Genomic DNA, 17,482 nt, shown 5'->3' with positions numbered 1-17,482 from the left:
GTTAGCTGCCTAGCATATCCCAAGTGAAAGTCTCCTGCTAATTCAGCACATATCAGCCATATTCAAAAGATTGGCTATTTTTACTTGGTAACCAGAATAGATAAGGGCAGCCAGTATAACTACCATCCCAACCCATTTCTCTAGCGAGAGCCAACGCTGTATCAGATTTCGCTATGATTTCTTTGAGTGATTCTTTATCTCGTGTTGAGACATCACCATCATCATCTGCAAATGTTTGTAGAAACTCATTTAAGGGCTTAAGGTCTTCCCAGTTATGTTCTATTGTCGAGAAATGATATCCATATAGCATCATGTGCACTTTCTTCCATCTTGTTATTGTGTCCTTGAACATACCAAGAAATATATGAAAAGGAAATGGATAAATCTGATTTAAGTTGTTTATTTTTCATAACTTATAGATTGTTTTTTGTACGGAATAAAGACTTTTATAAATATTAAAATTATTCATATTACCTCAATAGCATAGGCGGAAAGTAACAATCCTAATGATTAGGATAAATGACTATTTTAGTAAATCAAACTGTTGGCGAATATAGAATTGTTCATAATTCACCTATAATAGAAATGAAACTATATAGAGCATATTTATGTTTATAACAACTACGCGCCCACAAGATAATTTAATTCACCAACTTCTGCCGATTTTGGAACAGGCGAGTCAGATTTTACTAGAAGAATATCAAAACTATTCTGCGGGTTATGAGTTTACTATTCATGAAAAGCAAGATGATTCACCTGTAACCCAAGCAGATCTAAAGGTAAATAGATTTTTATTAAAGCATCTTGCAGAGATTACTCCAGAGTTGCCTGTATTGTCTGAAGAAAGTGATTATAGTGCCCGTCATGACTGGTCTACATGTTGGATGTTAGATCCGCTTGATGGTACGAAAGAGTTTATACATGAACGTGATGAATTTACGATCAATCTAAGCTTGATCAACGGCAAAGAAACAGTTTTCTCAGTTATTGCCGTGCCATGTGAACAAGTGGTGTACTTAGGATATCTGCAAGATTTACCTTTTAAATATAGCTTTAGCCAACAACAATGGTATCAATATCAGGTTAGTTCAACTTCGCTAGATGCACCTATACAAATAGGACTTAGTCACTGTAGTAAAAATCCAAAATACCAAAAATTTATTCAACCTATAGAAAAAGAACATCGCATTATTCGACGAGAAGCTGGGAGTGCCTATAAGTTTTGCATGATGTTAGAAGGTGAAATAGATATTTACCCACGCTTTCATCCTACTTCTGAATGGGATACCAGTTCTGGTCAAGGTCTGTTAGAAAGTATAGGCGGTGGTTTACTTACTCTGGATGGAAAACCTTTTGAATATAACCAAAGAAGCACGGTTTTAAATAAGGGCTTTATCGCTTTTCGTGATCAGGAAAGCAAAAAAATAGCATTTGAAGCATTAGCCCAATCAGGTGTTATCGATTGAGAGTTATGCCAGACATGTTATAGTGGCAAAGTATTGAAAAAAGATGACAAGATAAAGATGGCACTCGATTTATTGCCTAAAAGTATGTTTGAAGCAATTGATTTATTGCCCGATGCTTCAACTCCTGTAACCTTATTTACGCGCCATTCTTTAAGAGAACTTGTAGATGGGCAGGGCTTGGCTGGTTATGATCTCCAACTTACTCCTCAAGGACGTGAGCTTGCGCAGGCATGGGGTAATTACTTAATCAAAAATACAGATCGTGTTATTCAGCATTGTATTTCAAGTCCAATACAACGCTGTGTCGATACGGCGGCACTCATGATTGAAGGGGCTGACGATGTAAGTCCCCAATCAAATACTCATACGATTGAAATTATTGAGCAAGGGCTACTTGTTGAACCGGGTAGCTTTGTGTTGGATATACAACAAGCTGCTCCTTATTTTAAAAAGCAGGGTGCTTTAGGTTTTATTAATAGTTTTGTAAATAATGCATTACCTGGTATGAAACATCCCATTACAGGTGTTTTAGATGTACTAGAGCTTATTTACCGGACTCATCCAAAAACTAAAGGCGGTCTTAGTTTAGCCGTGAGTCATGACACGATTATTGCAGCAATTGTTGCTGTAATTTCTGGCGAGAATAAAATTAAGAAAGAAGACTGGCCGGAAATGATGGAAGGATTATTTGTATGGTTTGAAGGTGAAGAGTTTCCAAATTGTAAATTAAAGTGGATTTGGAGAGGAAAGGCCTATGAGCTGAATGTAGCTAAATTTCATAAAGTGCTATAGGCTCAAAAACAATAGATAATAAAAAAAGCCCTATTGGGCTTTTTTTACATGTTCAAATTAGTTAGCTAACGCTTTAACTTGAGCATTTAAACGGCTCTTATGACGAGCAGCTTTATTTTTGTGGATGATGCCTTTATCAGCCATGCGGTCGATTACAGGAACAGCTTTTTTGTAAGCTTCTGTAGCAACAGCATAATCACCACCAGCGATTGCACTTAAAGTACGTTTGATGTAGGTACGAACCATAGAACGCAAGCTTGCGTTGTGTTTACGCGCTGTAACGTTTTGACGCGCACGTTTTTTAGCTTGAGCAGAGTTTGCCACTCTTGCACTCCTTGAAAATAAGTTGGTCTGGGCGGGCTGTGGTCAATTCAGTAAACTGGTGTAACCATCACCAGCCCGTAAACAAGTGCCATATTGTGATGAATCAACACGGTGAAGTCAAGCCTTGCGAGCGTTTTAAGCGGTTTTAGGGGCTGCTAAAACGGTAAGAAAAGGTTAAATTTGATACAAACTTAAAGAGGGTTGGATAAAAAATGACTATAAGTACTAAAAAAGCAATTGTGATAGGTGCTACGGGACTTGTGGGTTTAGCGCTTGTCGAACAGCTTGAGCAAACACCAGAATTTGAAGCGATTACTGTTGTGGTAAGAAAAGAATCACAACTACTTAATACATATAAAAAAGTTACTCAACTTGTTATAGAGGACTTTTTATTACTCAATGATGAAGATGTGAATGGCCATACCCATGCTTTTAGCTGTCTTGGAACAACATTAAAAGTGGCTGGTTCAAAACAGGCTTTTTATGCCGTGGATTATGAAATCAATGCCCATTTAGCAGATCTAGTGCAAGATAAGCACATTCATTTACTGCTAGTGAGTGCCCTTGGAGCAAATGCAAACTCTCCAATTTTCTATAATAAAATGAAAGGACAGTTAGAGGATTATATTGAGAGCTTAGAACTCGAAAAACTATCTATTTTTAGACCGTCTTTACTGATTGGTAAACGCAGCGATGTACGGTTTATTGAAGACTTAGGGCAGAGTCTATTTAAACTTATTGAGAATAAATTTCAAAAGCCATTCAAATATAAGCCAGTAACTGTCGAGCAATTGGCTCATACGATGGTCGTAGCGGCGCTAACGCAAATTGAAGCCTTTAAACGATATGATAATCTGAGCATACAACAAACTCGATAAGGGAGTATTAAAGTGTCGACAGTACCATTTGTAACATGTGATTTATTAGATGATAACCCTGAAAAAGGCTTACAGGTTGTAATCCCATCAATGGATGGCAAGTTCTTTCAAAGTTATGGAGCTCGTAAAACTTTTGGGGGACAGGTTGTAACAGTAAAGTGCTTTGAAGATAACTCACGTGTAAAAGAGTTATTGGCAACAGATGGTACAGGTAAAGTATTAGTTGTGGATGGTGGTGCATCTATGCGCTGTGCACTCATGGGTGATTTGATTGCTGAGTCAGCAGTTAAAAACAACTGGAATGGTGTAGTGATTTACGGTTGTGTACGAGACGTTGATGCACTTGCGACCTTAGATTTGGGAGTACATGCATTGGCTGCAATTCCACAAAAAAGTAATCGTAAGGGCATTGGTGAGGTAGATATTAATTTGTATTTTGGTGGAGTCACAATTCAATCTGGTGATTTTATCTATGCTGATAATAATGGGATTGTGATAGCAAAAGAAAAATTAGTCTAATTCTCTAATATAAAGGAAGGCATGATGGTGATTCATCAAATTAAAGTACTTCAAGCAGTTGTATCTGCAATTGCTGAAGGTGGTAGAGGTGTTTCAGGAACAGCATTTCCACAACAACCTGCAAAGGCTTTGAAATTATATGAATTTGAAGGTTCACCATTTTGCCGTCGTGTTCGTGAAGTGATTACACTTTTGAATCTGGACGTTGAAATTTATCCATGTCCTAAAGGTGGAACAAAGTATCGTTCAGTTGTAAAAGAAAAAGGCGGTAAATTACAGTTTCCATTTTTAATTGATGAAAATACTGGCGATCAGCTATATGAATCACAGGATATTATTCATCATTTATTTAAACATTATGGTAAGACAGGGAAAACACCGCAGAAATTTTCGAGTTACCCAAACATGCCTTATGTTGCAGTTGCAGGAACTATATTAAATGGAGCTCGTGGAATATGGATAAATAAAAAAATTGTTGATAGAGCTGCACCTGAACAAAAACTTGAGTTATGGAGTTTTGAAGCAAGTCCGTATTCACGAATTGTAAGAAGTCTACTCTCTGAACTTGAGCTACCATATATTTTGCATAATGTGGCAAAAGAGAGATGGCAAGATATGGGACCTGCTATTCTTCGCTTAAAACCTGGTAAATACATACCTTTAGAAGGCGGAAAAAGAGAAAAGCTGTTGCCGATTATGCAAGGTAAAATGCAAGTACCATACTTAGTAGACCCAAATACGGGAGTGAAGATGTTTGAGTCGGCTCAAATCGTAAAGTATTTAAAAAAGCAATATGGACGTTGATTAAGCTTAATCTGAGTAAGAGTTTAGGCGTTTTCTTAAACTCTTATCAACATCAGATTTCTTAACAGGTTGTATGAAAAAAATATGAGTATGCTAAATTAATAAGCTTAAATACCTAAAAAGGCATATTTTATGGAATGTATGAGAATTCAACCTGTAACGAGTACTCCTGGTGAAAATGCATTATTTATTGTATTGGGACTAGCTCAAGGTGATTCTGTAATAGAAAAAGTAAAAGATTTTGCTGCTAATTTTTCAGCACTAACCAGAAGTCTCTTTAATCGTTATCCAGATAGTAAATTTAATGCTACTTTAGGTTTTAGCTCAAATGCATGGGATATATTATTTCCAGAGCAATCCAAGCCTCAAGAGTTACAACCATTTCAAGAAATTAGAGGTCCGAAATACACGGCTGTCTCAACTCCGGGTGATTTATTTTTTCATATACGTGCTGATCGTCAGACTTTATGTTACGAGCTGGGTAATATAATTAATCAACAGCTTGGTAAAGTAACGTATCCAATTGATGAAGTTCATGGTTTTCGTTATTTTGACGGTCGTGCAATTATTGGCTTTGTGGATGGAACAGAGAATCCTGAACCTGTTATTGCAGCACAGTGGGCATTAGTAGGCGATGAAGACCCTGACTTTATCGGGGGAAGTTATGCTTTTATCCAAAAATATACACATGATATGGACAAATGGCGTTCATTAACTGACGAAGAGCAAGAAAAAGTAATCGGCCGAAAAAAGTTCAATGATGTTGAGCTCGGCGATGATGAAAAACCTTTAACGGCTCATAATGTCGTTAGTAAAGCTCATGATGCAGAAGGTAATGAACTTAAAATTATGCGAGCTAATATGCCTTTTTCAAATCCGTCTAGAAATGAATATGGCACATTCTTTATTGGCTACTCGCGTAAATTTAGTACAACCCGACAAATGCTTGAGAACATGTTTTTAGGCAATGAGCATGGTAACCTAGATCGGTTACTTGACTTTAGTACTGCTCAAACAGGTACTTTATTTTTTGTACCGACTGTAGATTTTCTTGATGATTTAGGCGATGAATAGTCGTTAGTTTAGAAGACTTAAATGATGGGAGTGACTAGATTACTTCCATTATTTAAATTGAAATAAATATGATGTGATGAAATGTTTAAAAAGATAACGCAGCTTTTTCAAGGCTCAAAAGAAACACCAGAAAAACTTTACTTGCAAGAGAATCAATTAAAATTTGATTCTGAACGTGGGCCTATCATTAATGATGTAGTGATTAATCAGAAGTGGTCAGAGCATCTTGAATATTTCTCAAACCGTAAATTACAGAATTTTGATAATCTTCAAAAGTTATTTCAAATTACGCCACAAATTAATGAAAAGATTGATTTAGAAATCGCAACACAGCGCTATGTTGCAAGATTGGAAAATACTCAAGAAAAGCTACTTCAACTCAAAGCGATTATACAAATTTTAAATCAATATTACGTTTTGTTTTTGCGTGATAAATAATCATAGTTAATTGATTAAAAAATATAAAAAGTAGGGCCAACTAGTAGTTTGATTTTCAAAAAAATAACTCATTTCACTAAAAACATCATGCTACTATTGAGCTCATATCTTTTTAGCTGATAAAAGCCATATACATGTTTCAACAAGAAATCTCTCAATTGAATTTACAACAGCTCAAAGCCGGTGAAAAACGTTGGGTAGGGTCGTTATTAGGTTCGTCTGCTGCATTATTATTCAAAGAAATTGCCGTTCAGCATTCATCTTTGCTCGTTGTAGTAGCTCGAAATAACCAACATGTTGCCCAGTTAGAAAGTGAACTTGAATTTTATGGCATAAAACCGACAATTTTCCCTGATTGGGAGATTTTGCCGTATGACCGCTTGTCACCTCATCAAGATATTGTTTCAGAACGACTCGCGATTTTATCCAATATGCCGCAAAAAGGTGTATTGCTCATTTCAGCAAGCACTTTAGCTCAAAGAGTTGCACCATATTCTTGGGTTTTAGGTGAGCATTTTGATATACGTGTGGGGCAAAAATTTGATTTAGAACAACAGAAGCTACGTTTAGTACATGCTGGGTATCATTTAGTAGATACAGTTTACGACCATGGTGAGTTTGCTGTACGTGGCAGCATTATGGATATTTTTGCATCTGGTCAGGATGCACCTATCCGTATTGACCTATTTGATGATGAAATTGATACTTTAAAATTCTTTGATCCAGAAACACAAAGAACCACCACAACGTTAAAAAGTTTTACAGTTCTTCCCGCGAAAGAGTTCCCATTAAAAGAAGCTCGCTCCATTTTCAGAGATCGTTATTCTGAACTTTTTCCGACCGCGAATCCTAAGAAAAACCCAATTTACCAAGATGTTCTTGATGGAATCGCATCTCCAGGAATCGAGTTTTATTTACCGTTGTTTTTTAATAAAACCCACATGCAATCTCAAAGTGCACTTACAACGTACTTCCCAAAGAATTGCATTGTAATTACTACTGATGATGTGGATACCGATTTAACCAGTTTTTGGAAAGAAGTTTTTCGTCGTTATGAAGATAGACGCCATAACGCAGATCAACCAATTCTCCCTCCTGATGAGTTATTTATTGCACCCAATAACTTGCTAAGTGCTTTAAATCAGTTCCCACGTATGCTTGTAAGCGCTGAAGCAGTTGAAAAAAAAGCTGGGGCTCTAAATCTTAAGGTTGAGCAACCACCTAAGTTGCCAGTTGACCCGAAAAAAGAAAAACCATTTGCGGTAGTTAAAAAATATATTGATGAAGCAAATCATCCTGTTTTATTGGTTGCAGAAAGTGCTGGTCGACGAGAAAGTTTAAGAGATGGTTTGCGTGCCAGTCTGGGAGATATTCCTAGTGTAGATAGTTTTGAGCAATTCCAGAAAAGTCAGTTTGCGATTGCTATTACGAATGCACCATTAGACCGTGGTTTGCTTTTAACCGATCAATTGTCTGTTATTTCAGAAAATCAGTTGTATGAGCATCGCGTAGTTCAACGTCGTCGTAAACGTCAGCAAGAAGTTTCAGAAGAATTCCTAATTCGTAGTTTGACCGAATTAAGCATAGGTGCTCCTGTTGTTCATATTGACCATGGTGTAGGGCGTTATGCTGGATTAATTACTTTGGCAATTGAAGGGCAAGATTATGAATTCTTGCAACTAGACTATGCTGAAGAGGCAAAAGTTTACGTGCCTGTAACTAACTTGCATCTCATTAGTCGCTATAGTGGCGGAGATCCAGATTTAGCACCATTACATAAAATTGGAACTGACGCGTGGAGTAAGGCTAAACGTAAAGCTTTAGAACAAATTCATGATGTTGCAGCAGAGTTGCTACATATACAAGCACGTCGTCAGTCAAAACCTGGCTTTGGTTTTGAAGTCGATCAGTCACTTTATATGCAATTTGCGAGTGGATTTGCGTATGAAGAAACACTTGATCAAGCCAATGCTATTGAAGCGACACTTTATGATATGCAACAAGCTAAACCGATGGATCGACTTGTTTGTGGGGACGTTGGTTTTGGTAAAACAGAAGTTGCAATGCGAGCAGCATTTGTTGCGGTGCAAAATGGCAAACAGGTTGCTGTTTTAGTACCGACGACATTGCTTGCTCAACAGCATTATGAGTCTTTTAAAGACCGCTTTGCCGACTGGCCTGTTCGTATTGAAGTATTATCACGCTTTGGTTCAAATAAAACGCATACGAAAAATATTGAAGACCTTGCTGAAGGCAAAGTCGATATTGTGGTGGGCACCCATAAACTTTTACAAGAAAATGTGCAGTTTAAAGATCTCGGGCTAATGGTGGTCGACGAAGAGCACCGTTTTGGTGTGCGTGATAAAGAGCGTATTAAAGCATTACGCGCAGATGTTGATATGTTAACACTTACAGCTACACCAATTCCACGTACTTTAAATATGGCTTTTTCGGGAATGCGTGATTTATCTATCATCGCTACACCGCCAGCCCGTCGTTTAGCTGTTAAAACCTTTGTACAAGAACATACCGAAGCGTCTATTAAAGAAGCGATCTTGCGTGAGTTACTACGTGGTGGCCAAGTATATTTCTTGCACAATGAAGTTGATACGATTGAGAGAGCAGCTGAAAATATTCGCGTGCTTGTTCCTGAAGCTCGTGTAGCAGTGGCTCACGGACAAATGAGGGAAAGAGAACTTGAGCAAGTCATGCAACAGTTCTATCACAAAGAATACAATGTATTGGTATGTTCAACAATTATCGAAACTGGAATTGATGTTCCAAATGCCAACACTATTTTGATAGAAAGGGCTGACAAACTTGGTTTAGCTCAATTACATCAACTGCGTGGCCGTGTAGGACGTTCACACCACCAAGCTTATGCCTACTTATTGGTTCCTTCCATAAAGCATTTAAAAGGTGATGCTGAAAAACGCCTTGATGCAATCCAACGTGCTTCAACTCTTGGTGCTGGTTTCATGCTGGCTACGGAAGATTTAGAAATTCGAGGTGCCGGTGAGCTTTTAGGTGAGCAGCAAAGTGGTTCAATGCAGGCAATTGGATATAGCCTATATATGGAAATGCTGGAAAAAGCTACTAAAGCGATTCAGCAAGGCAAAACGCCGAATTTTGATGCACCTTTATCATTAACAGCAGAAATTAATTTACACATACCTGCTCTTATTCCAGATGAGTACCTAGGTGACGTGCATCAGCGTTTATTATTCTATAAGCGTATTAGTAATACAGATACCCAAGAAAAGCTCGACAACATCCGTATGGAGCTTATTGACCGTTTTGGGGTTCCACCGCAATCAGTTAAACACTTATTTAGTGTTCATCAAATTCGACTGAAAGCTGAACAGCTGGGGATTACTAAAATTGATATTAATACTCAAGGCGGCAATATTGAATTCTCGCCTGATACACCTGTTCAGGCCATCAGTATTATTCAACTCATGCAAAAGCATCCAACCTATTATCGTATGGAAGGTGGTCAACGTTTAAAGGTTATGGTTCAGCTTGAAGAGCAGGAAAAACGAATCCAATTTATTAATGATTTATTAGCGAAATTATTGAATGAATTACATGCTTGAATAGTGTTTTAAAGTGATTTTCATTCTATATAAATCCTTTGTATGTTGATAACAGAATTTTATGCACGATTTCTCGGTCTATTGGGGGAATAAGTGCATAAAATCATTGTTATTTGTAATCAAACCAGACACTAGCAATACTCACATCAAAACTGATGTGATAGTATTAGCCATTATTGTTTATTGTCATTTATAAAAGATATGTTTAGTTTGCATCCACAACTTGCTCAAGATACTTTTTTTGTAGGCGATTTTCCGCTTTCAACATGTCGTTTAATGAATGATATGCAATTCCCTTGGCTGATTTTAATCCCTCGTGTGCCGGGAATCACAGAATTATATGAGTTGAGCCAAGCTGACCAAGAACAGTTTTTGCGCGAATCAAGTTGGTTGTCTAGCCAGCTATCTCGTGTATTCCGCGCTGATAAAATGAATGTTGCAGCTTTGGGCAATATGGTGCCTCAATTGCATTTCCATCATGTGGTACGTTATCAGAATGATGTTGCATGGCCTAAACCAGTATGGGGTACACCTGCGGTTCCTTATACAAATGATGTGCTGGCTCATATGCGTCAAACTCTTATGCTTGCGTTACGTGGTCAAGGTGATATGCCATTTGATTGGCGCATGGACTAAATCAATGCAATGCCACATTTATATAAATGTGGCTACATTGAGGTGTGGAGGATAGGGTGCAATTAGAGAGGTTTATCGATAGAGAGCCTAAGCAGTTTGCATATTTTCATCGTTTGATGGGATATTCAATTCTGTCATTAATTTTAGTGATCTATGCTTTTACCTCACCTAATACAAATTATCAGATCTATGTTCCACCTTTTTTCCTATTTCTGCTTTTTATTAGTTCGAAGTTAGAACATTGGCTTCAGTACCAATTCGATAAAAAAACTCAAAAAAGTGTTTTCTTTGCAATCGATGCAATTGTTGTGGCAGTTACCTTAGCAGGTCTGCATCTTAATTTGGTGCCTACATTTATTGCAATTTTTGCATTATTTTATTCAGCAATTAATAGTCGTATTTCTTTCGCAGTCATTTGTTTGACCAGTTTGTTAGGCGCGATTATTTTTTATTTAAGTACTTTCTTTTTATTTGGTTTTTATACATATTTTGAGCCTACTAGCCAAGAGTTGACTGTAATTACACTTCTTGGCTTGGTTATGTTTATTACCATCGGAAACTACTACCAGCATCGTTGGGTTAAAAAAATCAGTCAACAGCGTCAACATTACTATGACCAAATGACCCGCTATATTGCTTTTGCTAATCAGTTAAGTCGTTATGCGCCATTACAATTATGGCAGTCTATTATGCGCGGTGAGGCTGAAGCAAAGATTGAATATAAGCGTAAAAAAATGACAGTGTTTTTTTCTGATATCCAGGGTTTTACGGAGTTATCAGAAACTTTGATTCCAGATGATTTAGCATTTTTGCTTAATGACTATTTAAGTCATATGACAGAAATCGCTAAACAGTATGAAGCCACAGTCGATAAATTTATGGGTGATGCCATCCTTATATTTTTTGGTGATCCGAATTCACAAGGTGTGGAGCAAGATGCCAAAGCCTGTGTAGAAATGGCAATCGCTATGCGTCAGCAAATGAAATTGTTGCGCGAGCGCTGGAAAAAAATGGGTTACTCAGCATTGCATATCCGAATGGGCATTAGTACTGGTTATTGCCACGTAGGAAATTATGGGGCAACACATCGTATGGCTTATACGATTGTAGGTCGTGATGTGAATTTAGCGGCTCGTCTGCAATATGCTGCTGAAATAGATGAAATCTTAATTTCAGATGATACTTATCAATTAATCAAAAGTGATTTCCTGTGCGCACCTAAAACACCGATTTATCTAAAAGGTATTCAAGGTGCGGTAAAGACATGGCAAGTGATGGAGAAATATACAGGCAATAAATCGGATCATCAGCAATGGTTCGATTATGAGTATAAAGGCTTTCACTTGGTACTTAATTTAGAAGAAGTACAAAACTATGAATATCCTGAATTAGTAGAAGTGCTTGAGAAAATGATTCAACGAATTAAAGTTCAACAAACTTTAGTGAATACTCAAGGTATAGCGCAGTTAAGACTTGAAGATGAAGTTAAAACTTTAGAAATAGACCAACAAGATCAAGTTTAGAGTCTATAAAATATAAAAAAAGCTGCTTTTAAAGCAGCTTTTTTTATTAACACGATTAATGATTTTCTGAAGCGTGGTTGATTGTATATTTAGGGATCTCAATTTCTAAATCTTCATCAACAATTTTTACTTGGCATGAGAGGCGAGAATCCGGTTCAAGACCCCAAGCGCGATCTAAAAGATCTGCTTCAACATCATCCATTTCTTCTAAGCTATCAAAACCTTTACGAACTACTACGTGACATGTTGTACAAGCGCATGACATGTCACATGCATGTTCGATTTTAATTCCTCGATCAAGCAAACTTTGGCAAAGATTTGCATTCTGTTCAACTTCAAATTCTGCACCTTCAGGACAAAATTGAGCGTGAGGAAGTACTTTAATGCGGGGCATATTGATCACCTATACCTTTAGTTTGAATTTGACCAATCTTCAAGTTTTGTACCTTTTAAGGCGTGGTCAATATGTCGATTCATACGTAGTGCAGCAAAAGCATCACTATGTACTTTAAGTTGTTCTACAGCTTTTTTAATTGCTTGAATATCATTGTCTTCAAGTTGTACTTTAAGCGAGTTTTCAGCGGCTTTAAGTACTTCGAGCTGTTCATTATTGAGTAAATCAGCATCCACTTTCAAAGCTTGTTCTAATGCTTCAAGCTCGCGTTGGGCCTCAACTTTGGTTTCTTTTAAATGACGCAGATTTTTGTCTTCTTCTGCATGTTGGAAACCTTCAATTAGCAAGCGTTCAGTGTCAGACTCTGATAAACCATAAGATGGTTTAATATCAATTTGAGCTTGTACACCTGAAGTTGTTTCACGAGCTGAAACAGTAAGCAAGCCGTCTGCATCTACCTGAAAGGTAACTTCAATACGTGCTTGACCAGCAGTCATTGGGGGAATGCCATGAAGAACGAATCTTCCTAACGATCGACAGTGTTCGACTAAATCTCTTTCACCTTGAACTACATGAATCAGCATGGCAGTCTGGCCATCTTGATAAGTAGTAAACTCTTGGCGGCGAGCAACCGGAATAGCTGTATTACGAGAAATAAGACGCTCTACTAATCCACCCATGGTTTCTAAGCCAAGAGAAAGAGGAGTAACATCTAAAAGTAGTGAGCCGTCTTGGCTGTTTCCAATTAATTGATTGGCTGTAATAGAAGCACCAATCGCTACTACTTCATCAGGATTAATTGTGCAAAGTGGTTCTTGGTTAAATACATTGCGAACCGCTTGCTGAACAGCATACGAACGCGTAGAACCACCTACTAAAACAACATTTTGAATATCTGATAACTCAAGTTTTGCATCACGTAAAACGCGTTTGCAAACACTGATTGTTTTATCTAAAGCAACTTGAATAATGCTCTCAAAGGTTGAGCGATCAAGTGTTAGTACATTTTCAAGTAGTTTTAACTGAACGGATTCTTGTGTAGAGAGTTGTTCTTTTGCTTGGCGAGCAGCAACAATAAATACTGCATAGTTTTCATCACTTAGCGTATCAATATTTAATTGTTTTTTAGCCCACTTAACAATGAGACGATCTAAATCATCACCGCCTAAAGCAGTATGACCACCTGTAGCTAATACTTCAAAGACACCTTGTGAAAAACGTAGGATTGATACGTCGAAAGTACCACCACCTAGGTCATAAATCACATAGTTATGATCTGTAGCTAAATTCGTTTCTAGATCTAAACCATAAGCCACAGCAGCAGCAGTTGGCTCATTTAAAAGACGTAGTACATTCAACCCAGCCAGCTGTGCAGCATCGCGTGTTGCTTGACGTTGTGCTTCATCAAAATAAGCTGGAACAGTAATTACGGCTCCATTTACTGGGTTTTGTAAACTAGATTCAGCACGTTCTTTTAGTTGTTTTAAAATTTCAGCTGAAATTTCAACAGGCGTTTTACGACCAGAACGTGTCTCGAAAGCTGGCATCTCATTTTCAGAACCCACTAATTCATATGGGTGTTGAAATTTGATATCTGCTTTTGAGCGTCCCATAAAACGCTTTACAGAAACAATTGTATTTTTTGGATCAGCAATAATGAAAGGTTTTGCTTCTTCACCATAATGAGTGACATCATTTCCATAATGCACAATAGAAGGAAGAAGTCGTCTTTCTTTTTCGTCGTTAAGGACTTTTGGTTTGCCTGATAACACTGTCGCAACTAAAGAATGTGTTGTTCCTAGGTCGATACCAATCGCAATGCGGTGTTCATGTGGGGCACTGGATTGACCCGGTTCAGCAATTTGCAAAAGTGCCATGAGTTAAATCCTTTGAATATAAATTGGAAAAAGCAAATTAAAAATCATCGTCTAAATCAAAGTTGTCTTCATCATCCAACAGTTGATCTTCTGCTTTTTCAATATCGTTAAGAACGCGCTGAAAGAAACGTAATTTACGTACAGTATCTCGAGCTTCGCCCCAATCTTCATCTGAGTAGTCAATTTTAAATTCGCGAACTAAGCCATCAATCCACTGAAAAACTTCTTGCTTAAGAGTACTTAAATGCTCTTGTGAAGTTGCTTCATCAAGTTGCTCACGAAGTTCTAGAGCTGATTGTAGGAACTCAAAATCACTAATGGATTGATCGAGGTGGTGATCTTGCTTTTTTAACGCTAATAGATAAGCAGCGCGGCTATCTACTTGCGAAAGTACTTTAAAAGCTTGATTGATTTCACTTGATTTGATCAATGCCTGATCTTTATCTTCTGCTTTATCTGGGTGATATTGCTGTTGCAAACTTAAGAAACTAGTTTTTAAGCTCGCCAAATCGATATCGAGTTCTACGGGTAAATTGAACAACTCAAAATGATTCATTAGAAAGGAGGTCCACGTTAATTAAATACATTAAAACAGTGCTATAAAAAGTCACTGTTTTAATGAAAAGGATGGAAGGAGAAGAGGGAGTTATACAGTGAAAGACTCACCGCAACCACATTCACCTTTTTTATTGGGATTGTTAAATTCGAACCCTTCGTTAAGGCCATTCTTTACGTAGTCCATTTCTAAGCCTTCTAAATAGACAAGACTTTTTGGATCTACAAAAACCTTAACGCCAAATTGTTCGAAAACTTGGTCATGTTCATCGACAGAATCAACAAATTCGAGAACATAAGCCAACCCAGAACAACCAGAAGTTTTCACACCCACGCGAATGCCTTCACCCTTACCTCGATTTTTAAGGTAATTGCTAATATGAGTCGCAGCATTTTCAGTTAAATGAATCATGAAAACTCCAACGTTTACAATGGTAACAAATTAAGCTTTAGATTTTTTACTGCGGTAATCATCAATCGCAGCTTTAATTGCATCTTCAGCTAGTACAGAGCAGTGAACTTTTACTGGAGGAAGAGCAAGCTCAGTTGCGATATCAATATTTTTGATCGCTTGAGCTTCATCAAGAGTCTTACCTTTTAACCATTCAGTTACAAGTGAGCTTGATGCAATTGCAGAACCACAACCATAAGTTTTGAAGCGTGCTTCTTCAATCACACCACTATCATTTACCTGAATTTGTAAACGCATCACGTCGCCACATGCAGGTGCACCCACCATGCCTGTACCAACATTTTCAGAGTTTTTATCTAAAACACCAACATTACGTGGGTTTTCGTAATGATCAATTACCTTTTCGCTATAAGCCATTTCGCTTCTCCAAACCTCGGGGTCAGCCTAATATTAATATGAGGGTTAAAACACTAATTTCAATAATTAGTGTTCTGCCCATTCAACTGTAGAAAGATCGATACCTTCTTTGTACATATCCCAAAGCGGAGAAAGTTCACGTAATTTCTCAACAGCGGCTTTGGTAATTGTAAGCACGTGGTCAATGTCTTCTTCAGTTGTGTATTTACCAAAACTAAAGCGGATTGAGCTGTGTGCTAGCTCATCAGATAAACCTAATGCGCGAAGAACATATGAAGGCTCTAAAGTTGCAGAAGTACAAGCAGAACCACTTGATACTGCAGCATCTTTAAGCGACATCATTAAAGATTCACCTTCAACAAAGTTGAAGCTAACATTTAAATAGTTTGCAACGTTTTGAGTTGGGTGACCATTTAAGAACACTTGTTCAAGGTCTTGTAAACCGTTCCAAAGTTTGTCACGAAGTTTACGGAGACGCTCTTGTTCTGCATGCATTGTTTTGCCTGCAATCTCAAAAGCTTCACCCATACCAACGATTTGGTGAGTAGCCAAAGTACCAGAACGCATACCACGCTCATGACCACCACCATGAATTTGTGCTTTTAGACGAACACGCGGGCTACGACGTACATATAATGCGCCGATACCTTTTGGACCATAAATTTTATGAGCAGAGAAACTCATAAGGTCAATTTTCATCGTAGATAAGTCGATATCAACTTTACCAGCTGCTTGTGCTGCATCTACGTGGAAAAATGTTTTGTTGGCACGTGTTAATTCACCAATCGCCGCTACATCTGTGACTGTACCAATTTCATTGTTTACCATCATAAGAGAAACAAGAATAGTATCTGGGCGAAGGGCAGCCTTAACCATTTCAGGAGTGATTAAACCTGTTTGTGGTTCTGGCTCTAAATAAGTAATTTCAAAGCCTTGTTCTTCTAATTCACGACAAGGATCTAGAACAGCTTTGTGTTCAATTTTACTTGTAATGATATGTTTGCCTTTAGATGTATAGAATTGAGCTACACCTTTAAGGGCAAGGTTATCTGATTCAGTTGCACCAGAAGTCCAAACGATTTCACGTGGATCAGCTTTAATTAAATTTGCTACTTGCTCACGTGCATATTCAACTTTTTCTTCTGCCTGCCAGCCATAAGCGTGGGAACGAGACGCAGCATTACCAAAGGTACCGTCGAAAGTTAAACACTCCATCATACGTTCTGCAACTTGCGGATCTACTGGAGTGGTTGCTGCGTAATCAAGATAAATTGGACGTTTCATATCAAATACCTGTACCCGATAAAAGAGCTGAATCTGTGCCAGTCACATTTTGGCGTAATGCAACAGTTTGAACGTTGTCTCGGCTAATGAGGTCGGCAAGAGAGATTTTTGCTAAATAGTCGGCAATATGATGAGAGAGTTCTTGCCATAAATCATGAGTGAGACACATTGCACCATTTTGGCAGTTACCTTTATGGTCACAACGTGTTGCATCAACCGTTTCATTTACAGCTTCAATAATTTCTAACACAGTAATTTCATCAGCATTTCGAGCCAAATGGTAACCACCATTTGCACCACGAACACTAGAAACTAACCCATGACGCTTAAGTTTTGCGAATAACTGTTCTAAATAAGCAACTGAAATGGATTGGCGTGCGGCAATTTCGGCGAGCGTGATCGTTTGTTCAGTTGGCTGCAAAGCTAAATCAAGTAGAGCAGTCACTGCGTAGCGACCGCGAGTTGTAAGGCGCATGATTCGATACACATGTTA

The 17,482-nt window shown here is 37.9% G+C and carries 18 protein-coding genes and 1 pseudogene; 10 read left to right on the top strand and 9 right to left on the bottom strand.

Features of this window, described 5'->3' with window-relative positions; translation table 11 throughout:
• Positions 1-55 precede the first annotated feature (55 nt).
• A pseudogene (locus tag ACTJJG_RS11040) lies at positions 56-313 on the bottom strand (hypothetical protein); the annotation flags it as partial.
• Between the two features lie 295 nt (positions 314-608).
• On the opposite strand from ACTJJG_RS11040, the gene ACTJJG_RS11035 reads away from it, so the two are divergent.
• Positions 609-1,466 (top strand): 3'(2'),5'-bisphosphate nucleotidase CysQ family protein, encoded by an 858-nt coding sequence (locus ACTJJG_RS11035; RefSeq protein ID WP_372552520.1) that lies wholly within the window; start codon positions 609-611, stop codon positions 1,464-1,466.
• A 57-nt stretch (positions 1,467-1,523) separates the two neighbouring features.
• Entirely contained in the window at positions 1,524-2,258 is a 735-nt protein-coding gene (locus tag ACTJJG_RS11030; RefSeq protein ID WP_002117975.1) for a histidine phosphatase family protein, read from the top strand.
• Positions 2,259-2,315: 57 nt separating this feature from the next.
• Here the strand turns inward: ACTJJG_RS11030 and rpsT are convergent, their stop codons facing one another.
• On the bottom strand, positions 2,316-2,582 hold the full coding sequence (rpsT, locus tag ACTJJG_RS11025) for a 30S ribosomal protein S20 (protein WP_002117906.1): 267 nt from the start codon (positions 2,580-2,582) through the stop codon (positions 2,316-2,318).
• Positions 2,583-2,794: 212 nt separating this feature from the next.
• Between rpsT and ACTJJG_RS11020 the strand changes: the two genes are divergently transcribed.
• The 8 genes from ACTJJG_RS11020 (at position 2,795) to ACTJJG_RS10985 (ending at position 12,050) form a co-directional block, all read left to right on the top strand.
• A complete protein-coding gene (locus ACTJJG_RS11020) occupies positions 2,795-3,460 on the top strand; it encodes an NAD(P)H-binding protein (RefSeq protein WP_032062345.1) in 666 nt (221 codons plus the stop codon).
• 12 nt (positions 3,461-3,472) lie between these two features.
• Positions 3,473-3,979, top strand: coding sequence for a ribonuclease E activity regulator RraA (gene rraA, locus ACTJJG_RS11015; protein WP_005076226.1), 507 nt, complete (start codon positions 3,473-3,475; stop codon positions 3,977-3,979).
• 21 nt (positions 3,980-4,000) lie between these two features.
• Complete coding sequence (locus ACTJJG_RS11010; protein ID WP_081318476.1) at positions 4,001-4,783, top strand: glutathione S-transferase N-terminal domain-containing protein; 783 nt, start codon at positions 4,001-4,003, stop codon at positions 4,781-4,783.
• Between the two features lie 141 nt (positions 4,784-4,924).
• Entirely contained in the window at positions 4,925-5,857 is a 933-nt protein-coding gene (locus tag ACTJJG_RS11005) for a Dyp-type peroxidase (protein WP_080776895.1), read from the top strand.
• An 81-nt stretch (positions 5,858-5,938) separates the two neighbouring features.
• Positions 5,939-6,295, top strand: a complete 357-nt coding sequence (locus ACTJJG_RS11000; RefSeq protein ID WP_032056993.1) for a hypothetical protein — start codon at positions 5,939-5,941, stop codon at positions 6,293-6,295.
• A gap of 134 nt (positions 6,296-6,429) precedes the next feature.
• Positions 6,430-9,891, top strand: a complete 3,462-nt coding sequence (mfd, locus tag ACTJJG_RS10995; RefSeq protein ID WP_032056992.1) for a transcription-repair coupling factor — start codon at positions 6,430-6,432, stop codon at positions 9,889-9,891.
• Between the two features lie 201 nt (positions 9,892-10,092).
• The gene (locus ACTJJG_RS10990) at positions 10,093-10,527 is read left to right on the top strand and encodes an HIT domain-containing protein (protein WP_002117900.1); all 435 of its coding nucleotides are present in this window, start codon (positions 10,093-10,095) and stop codon (positions 10,525-10,527) included.
• A 56-nt stretch (positions 10,528-10,583) separates the two neighbouring features.
• Positions 10,584-12,050 carry an adenylate/guanylate cyclase domain-containing protein gene (locus ACTJJG_RS10985; protein WP_017403203.1) on the top strand — a complete coding sequence of 489 codons (1,467 nt, stop codon included), beginning with the start codon at positions 10,584-10,586 and terminating at the stop codon, positions 12,048-12,050.
• Positions 12,051-12,105: 55 nt separating this feature from the next.
• Here the strand turns inward: ACTJJG_RS10985 and fdx are convergent, their stop codons facing one another.
• From fdx to ACTJJG_RS10950, 7 genes are all read right to left on the bottom strand, one after another.
• Positions 12,106-12,444, bottom strand: coding sequence for an ISC system 2Fe-2S type ferredoxin (gene fdx / locus ACTJJG_RS10980; protein ID WP_009387062.1), 339 nt, complete (start codon positions 12,442-12,444; stop codon positions 12,106-12,108).
• A 17-nt stretch (positions 12,445-12,461) separates the two neighbouring features.
• Positions 12,462-14,321 (bottom strand): Fe-S protein assembly chaperone HscA, encoded by a 1,860-nt coding sequence (hscA, locus tag ACTJJG_RS10975; RefSeq protein WP_372552518.1) that lies wholly within the window; start codon positions 14,319-14,321, stop codon positions 12,462-12,464.
• A 37-nt stretch (positions 14,322-14,358) separates the two neighbouring features.
• Positions 14,359-14,877 (bottom strand): Fe-S protein assembly co-chaperone HscB, encoded by a 519-nt coding sequence (gene hscB, locus ACTJJG_RS10970; RefSeq protein WP_014206626.1) that lies wholly within the window; start codon positions 14,875-14,877, stop codon positions 14,359-14,361.
• A gap of 90 nt (positions 14,878-14,967) precedes the next feature.
• Positions 14,968-15,288 (bottom strand): iron-sulfur cluster assembly protein IscA, encoded by a 321-nt coding sequence (iscA, locus tag ACTJJG_RS10965; RefSeq protein ID WP_002117986.1) that lies wholly within the window; start codon positions 15,286-15,288, stop codon positions 14,968-14,970.
• A gap of 30 nt (positions 15,289-15,318) precedes the next feature.
• Positions 15,319-15,705, bottom strand: coding sequence for a Fe-S cluster assembly scaffold IscU (gene iscU, locus ACTJJG_RS10960; protein ID WP_002117907.1), 387 nt, complete (start codon positions 15,703-15,705; stop codon positions 15,319-15,321).
• Positions 15,706-15,771: 66 nt separating this feature from the next.
• Entirely contained in the window at positions 15,772-16,989 is a 1,218-nt protein-coding gene (locus ACTJJG_RS10955) for an IscS subfamily cysteine desulfurase (RefSeq protein ID WP_032056989.1), read from the bottom strand.
• 1 nt (position 16,990) lies between these two features.
• Positions 16,991-17,464, bottom strand: coding sequence for an Rrf2 family transcriptional regulator (locus ACTJJG_RS10950; RefSeq protein ID WP_002117915.1), 474 nt, complete (start codon positions 17,462-17,464; stop codon positions 16,991-16,993).
• Positions 17,465-17,482 lie beyond the last annotated feature (18 nt).

Origin of the sequence: Acinetobacter sp. 22512 (assembly GCF_052044755.1) — a bacterium.
GTDB classification, from domain to species: domain Bacteria; phylum Pseudomonadota; class Gammaproteobacteria; order Pseudomonadales; family Moraxellaceae; genus Acinetobacter; species Acinetobacter pittii.
This window is presented reverse-complemented; position numbering and strand designations above follow the sequence as displayed.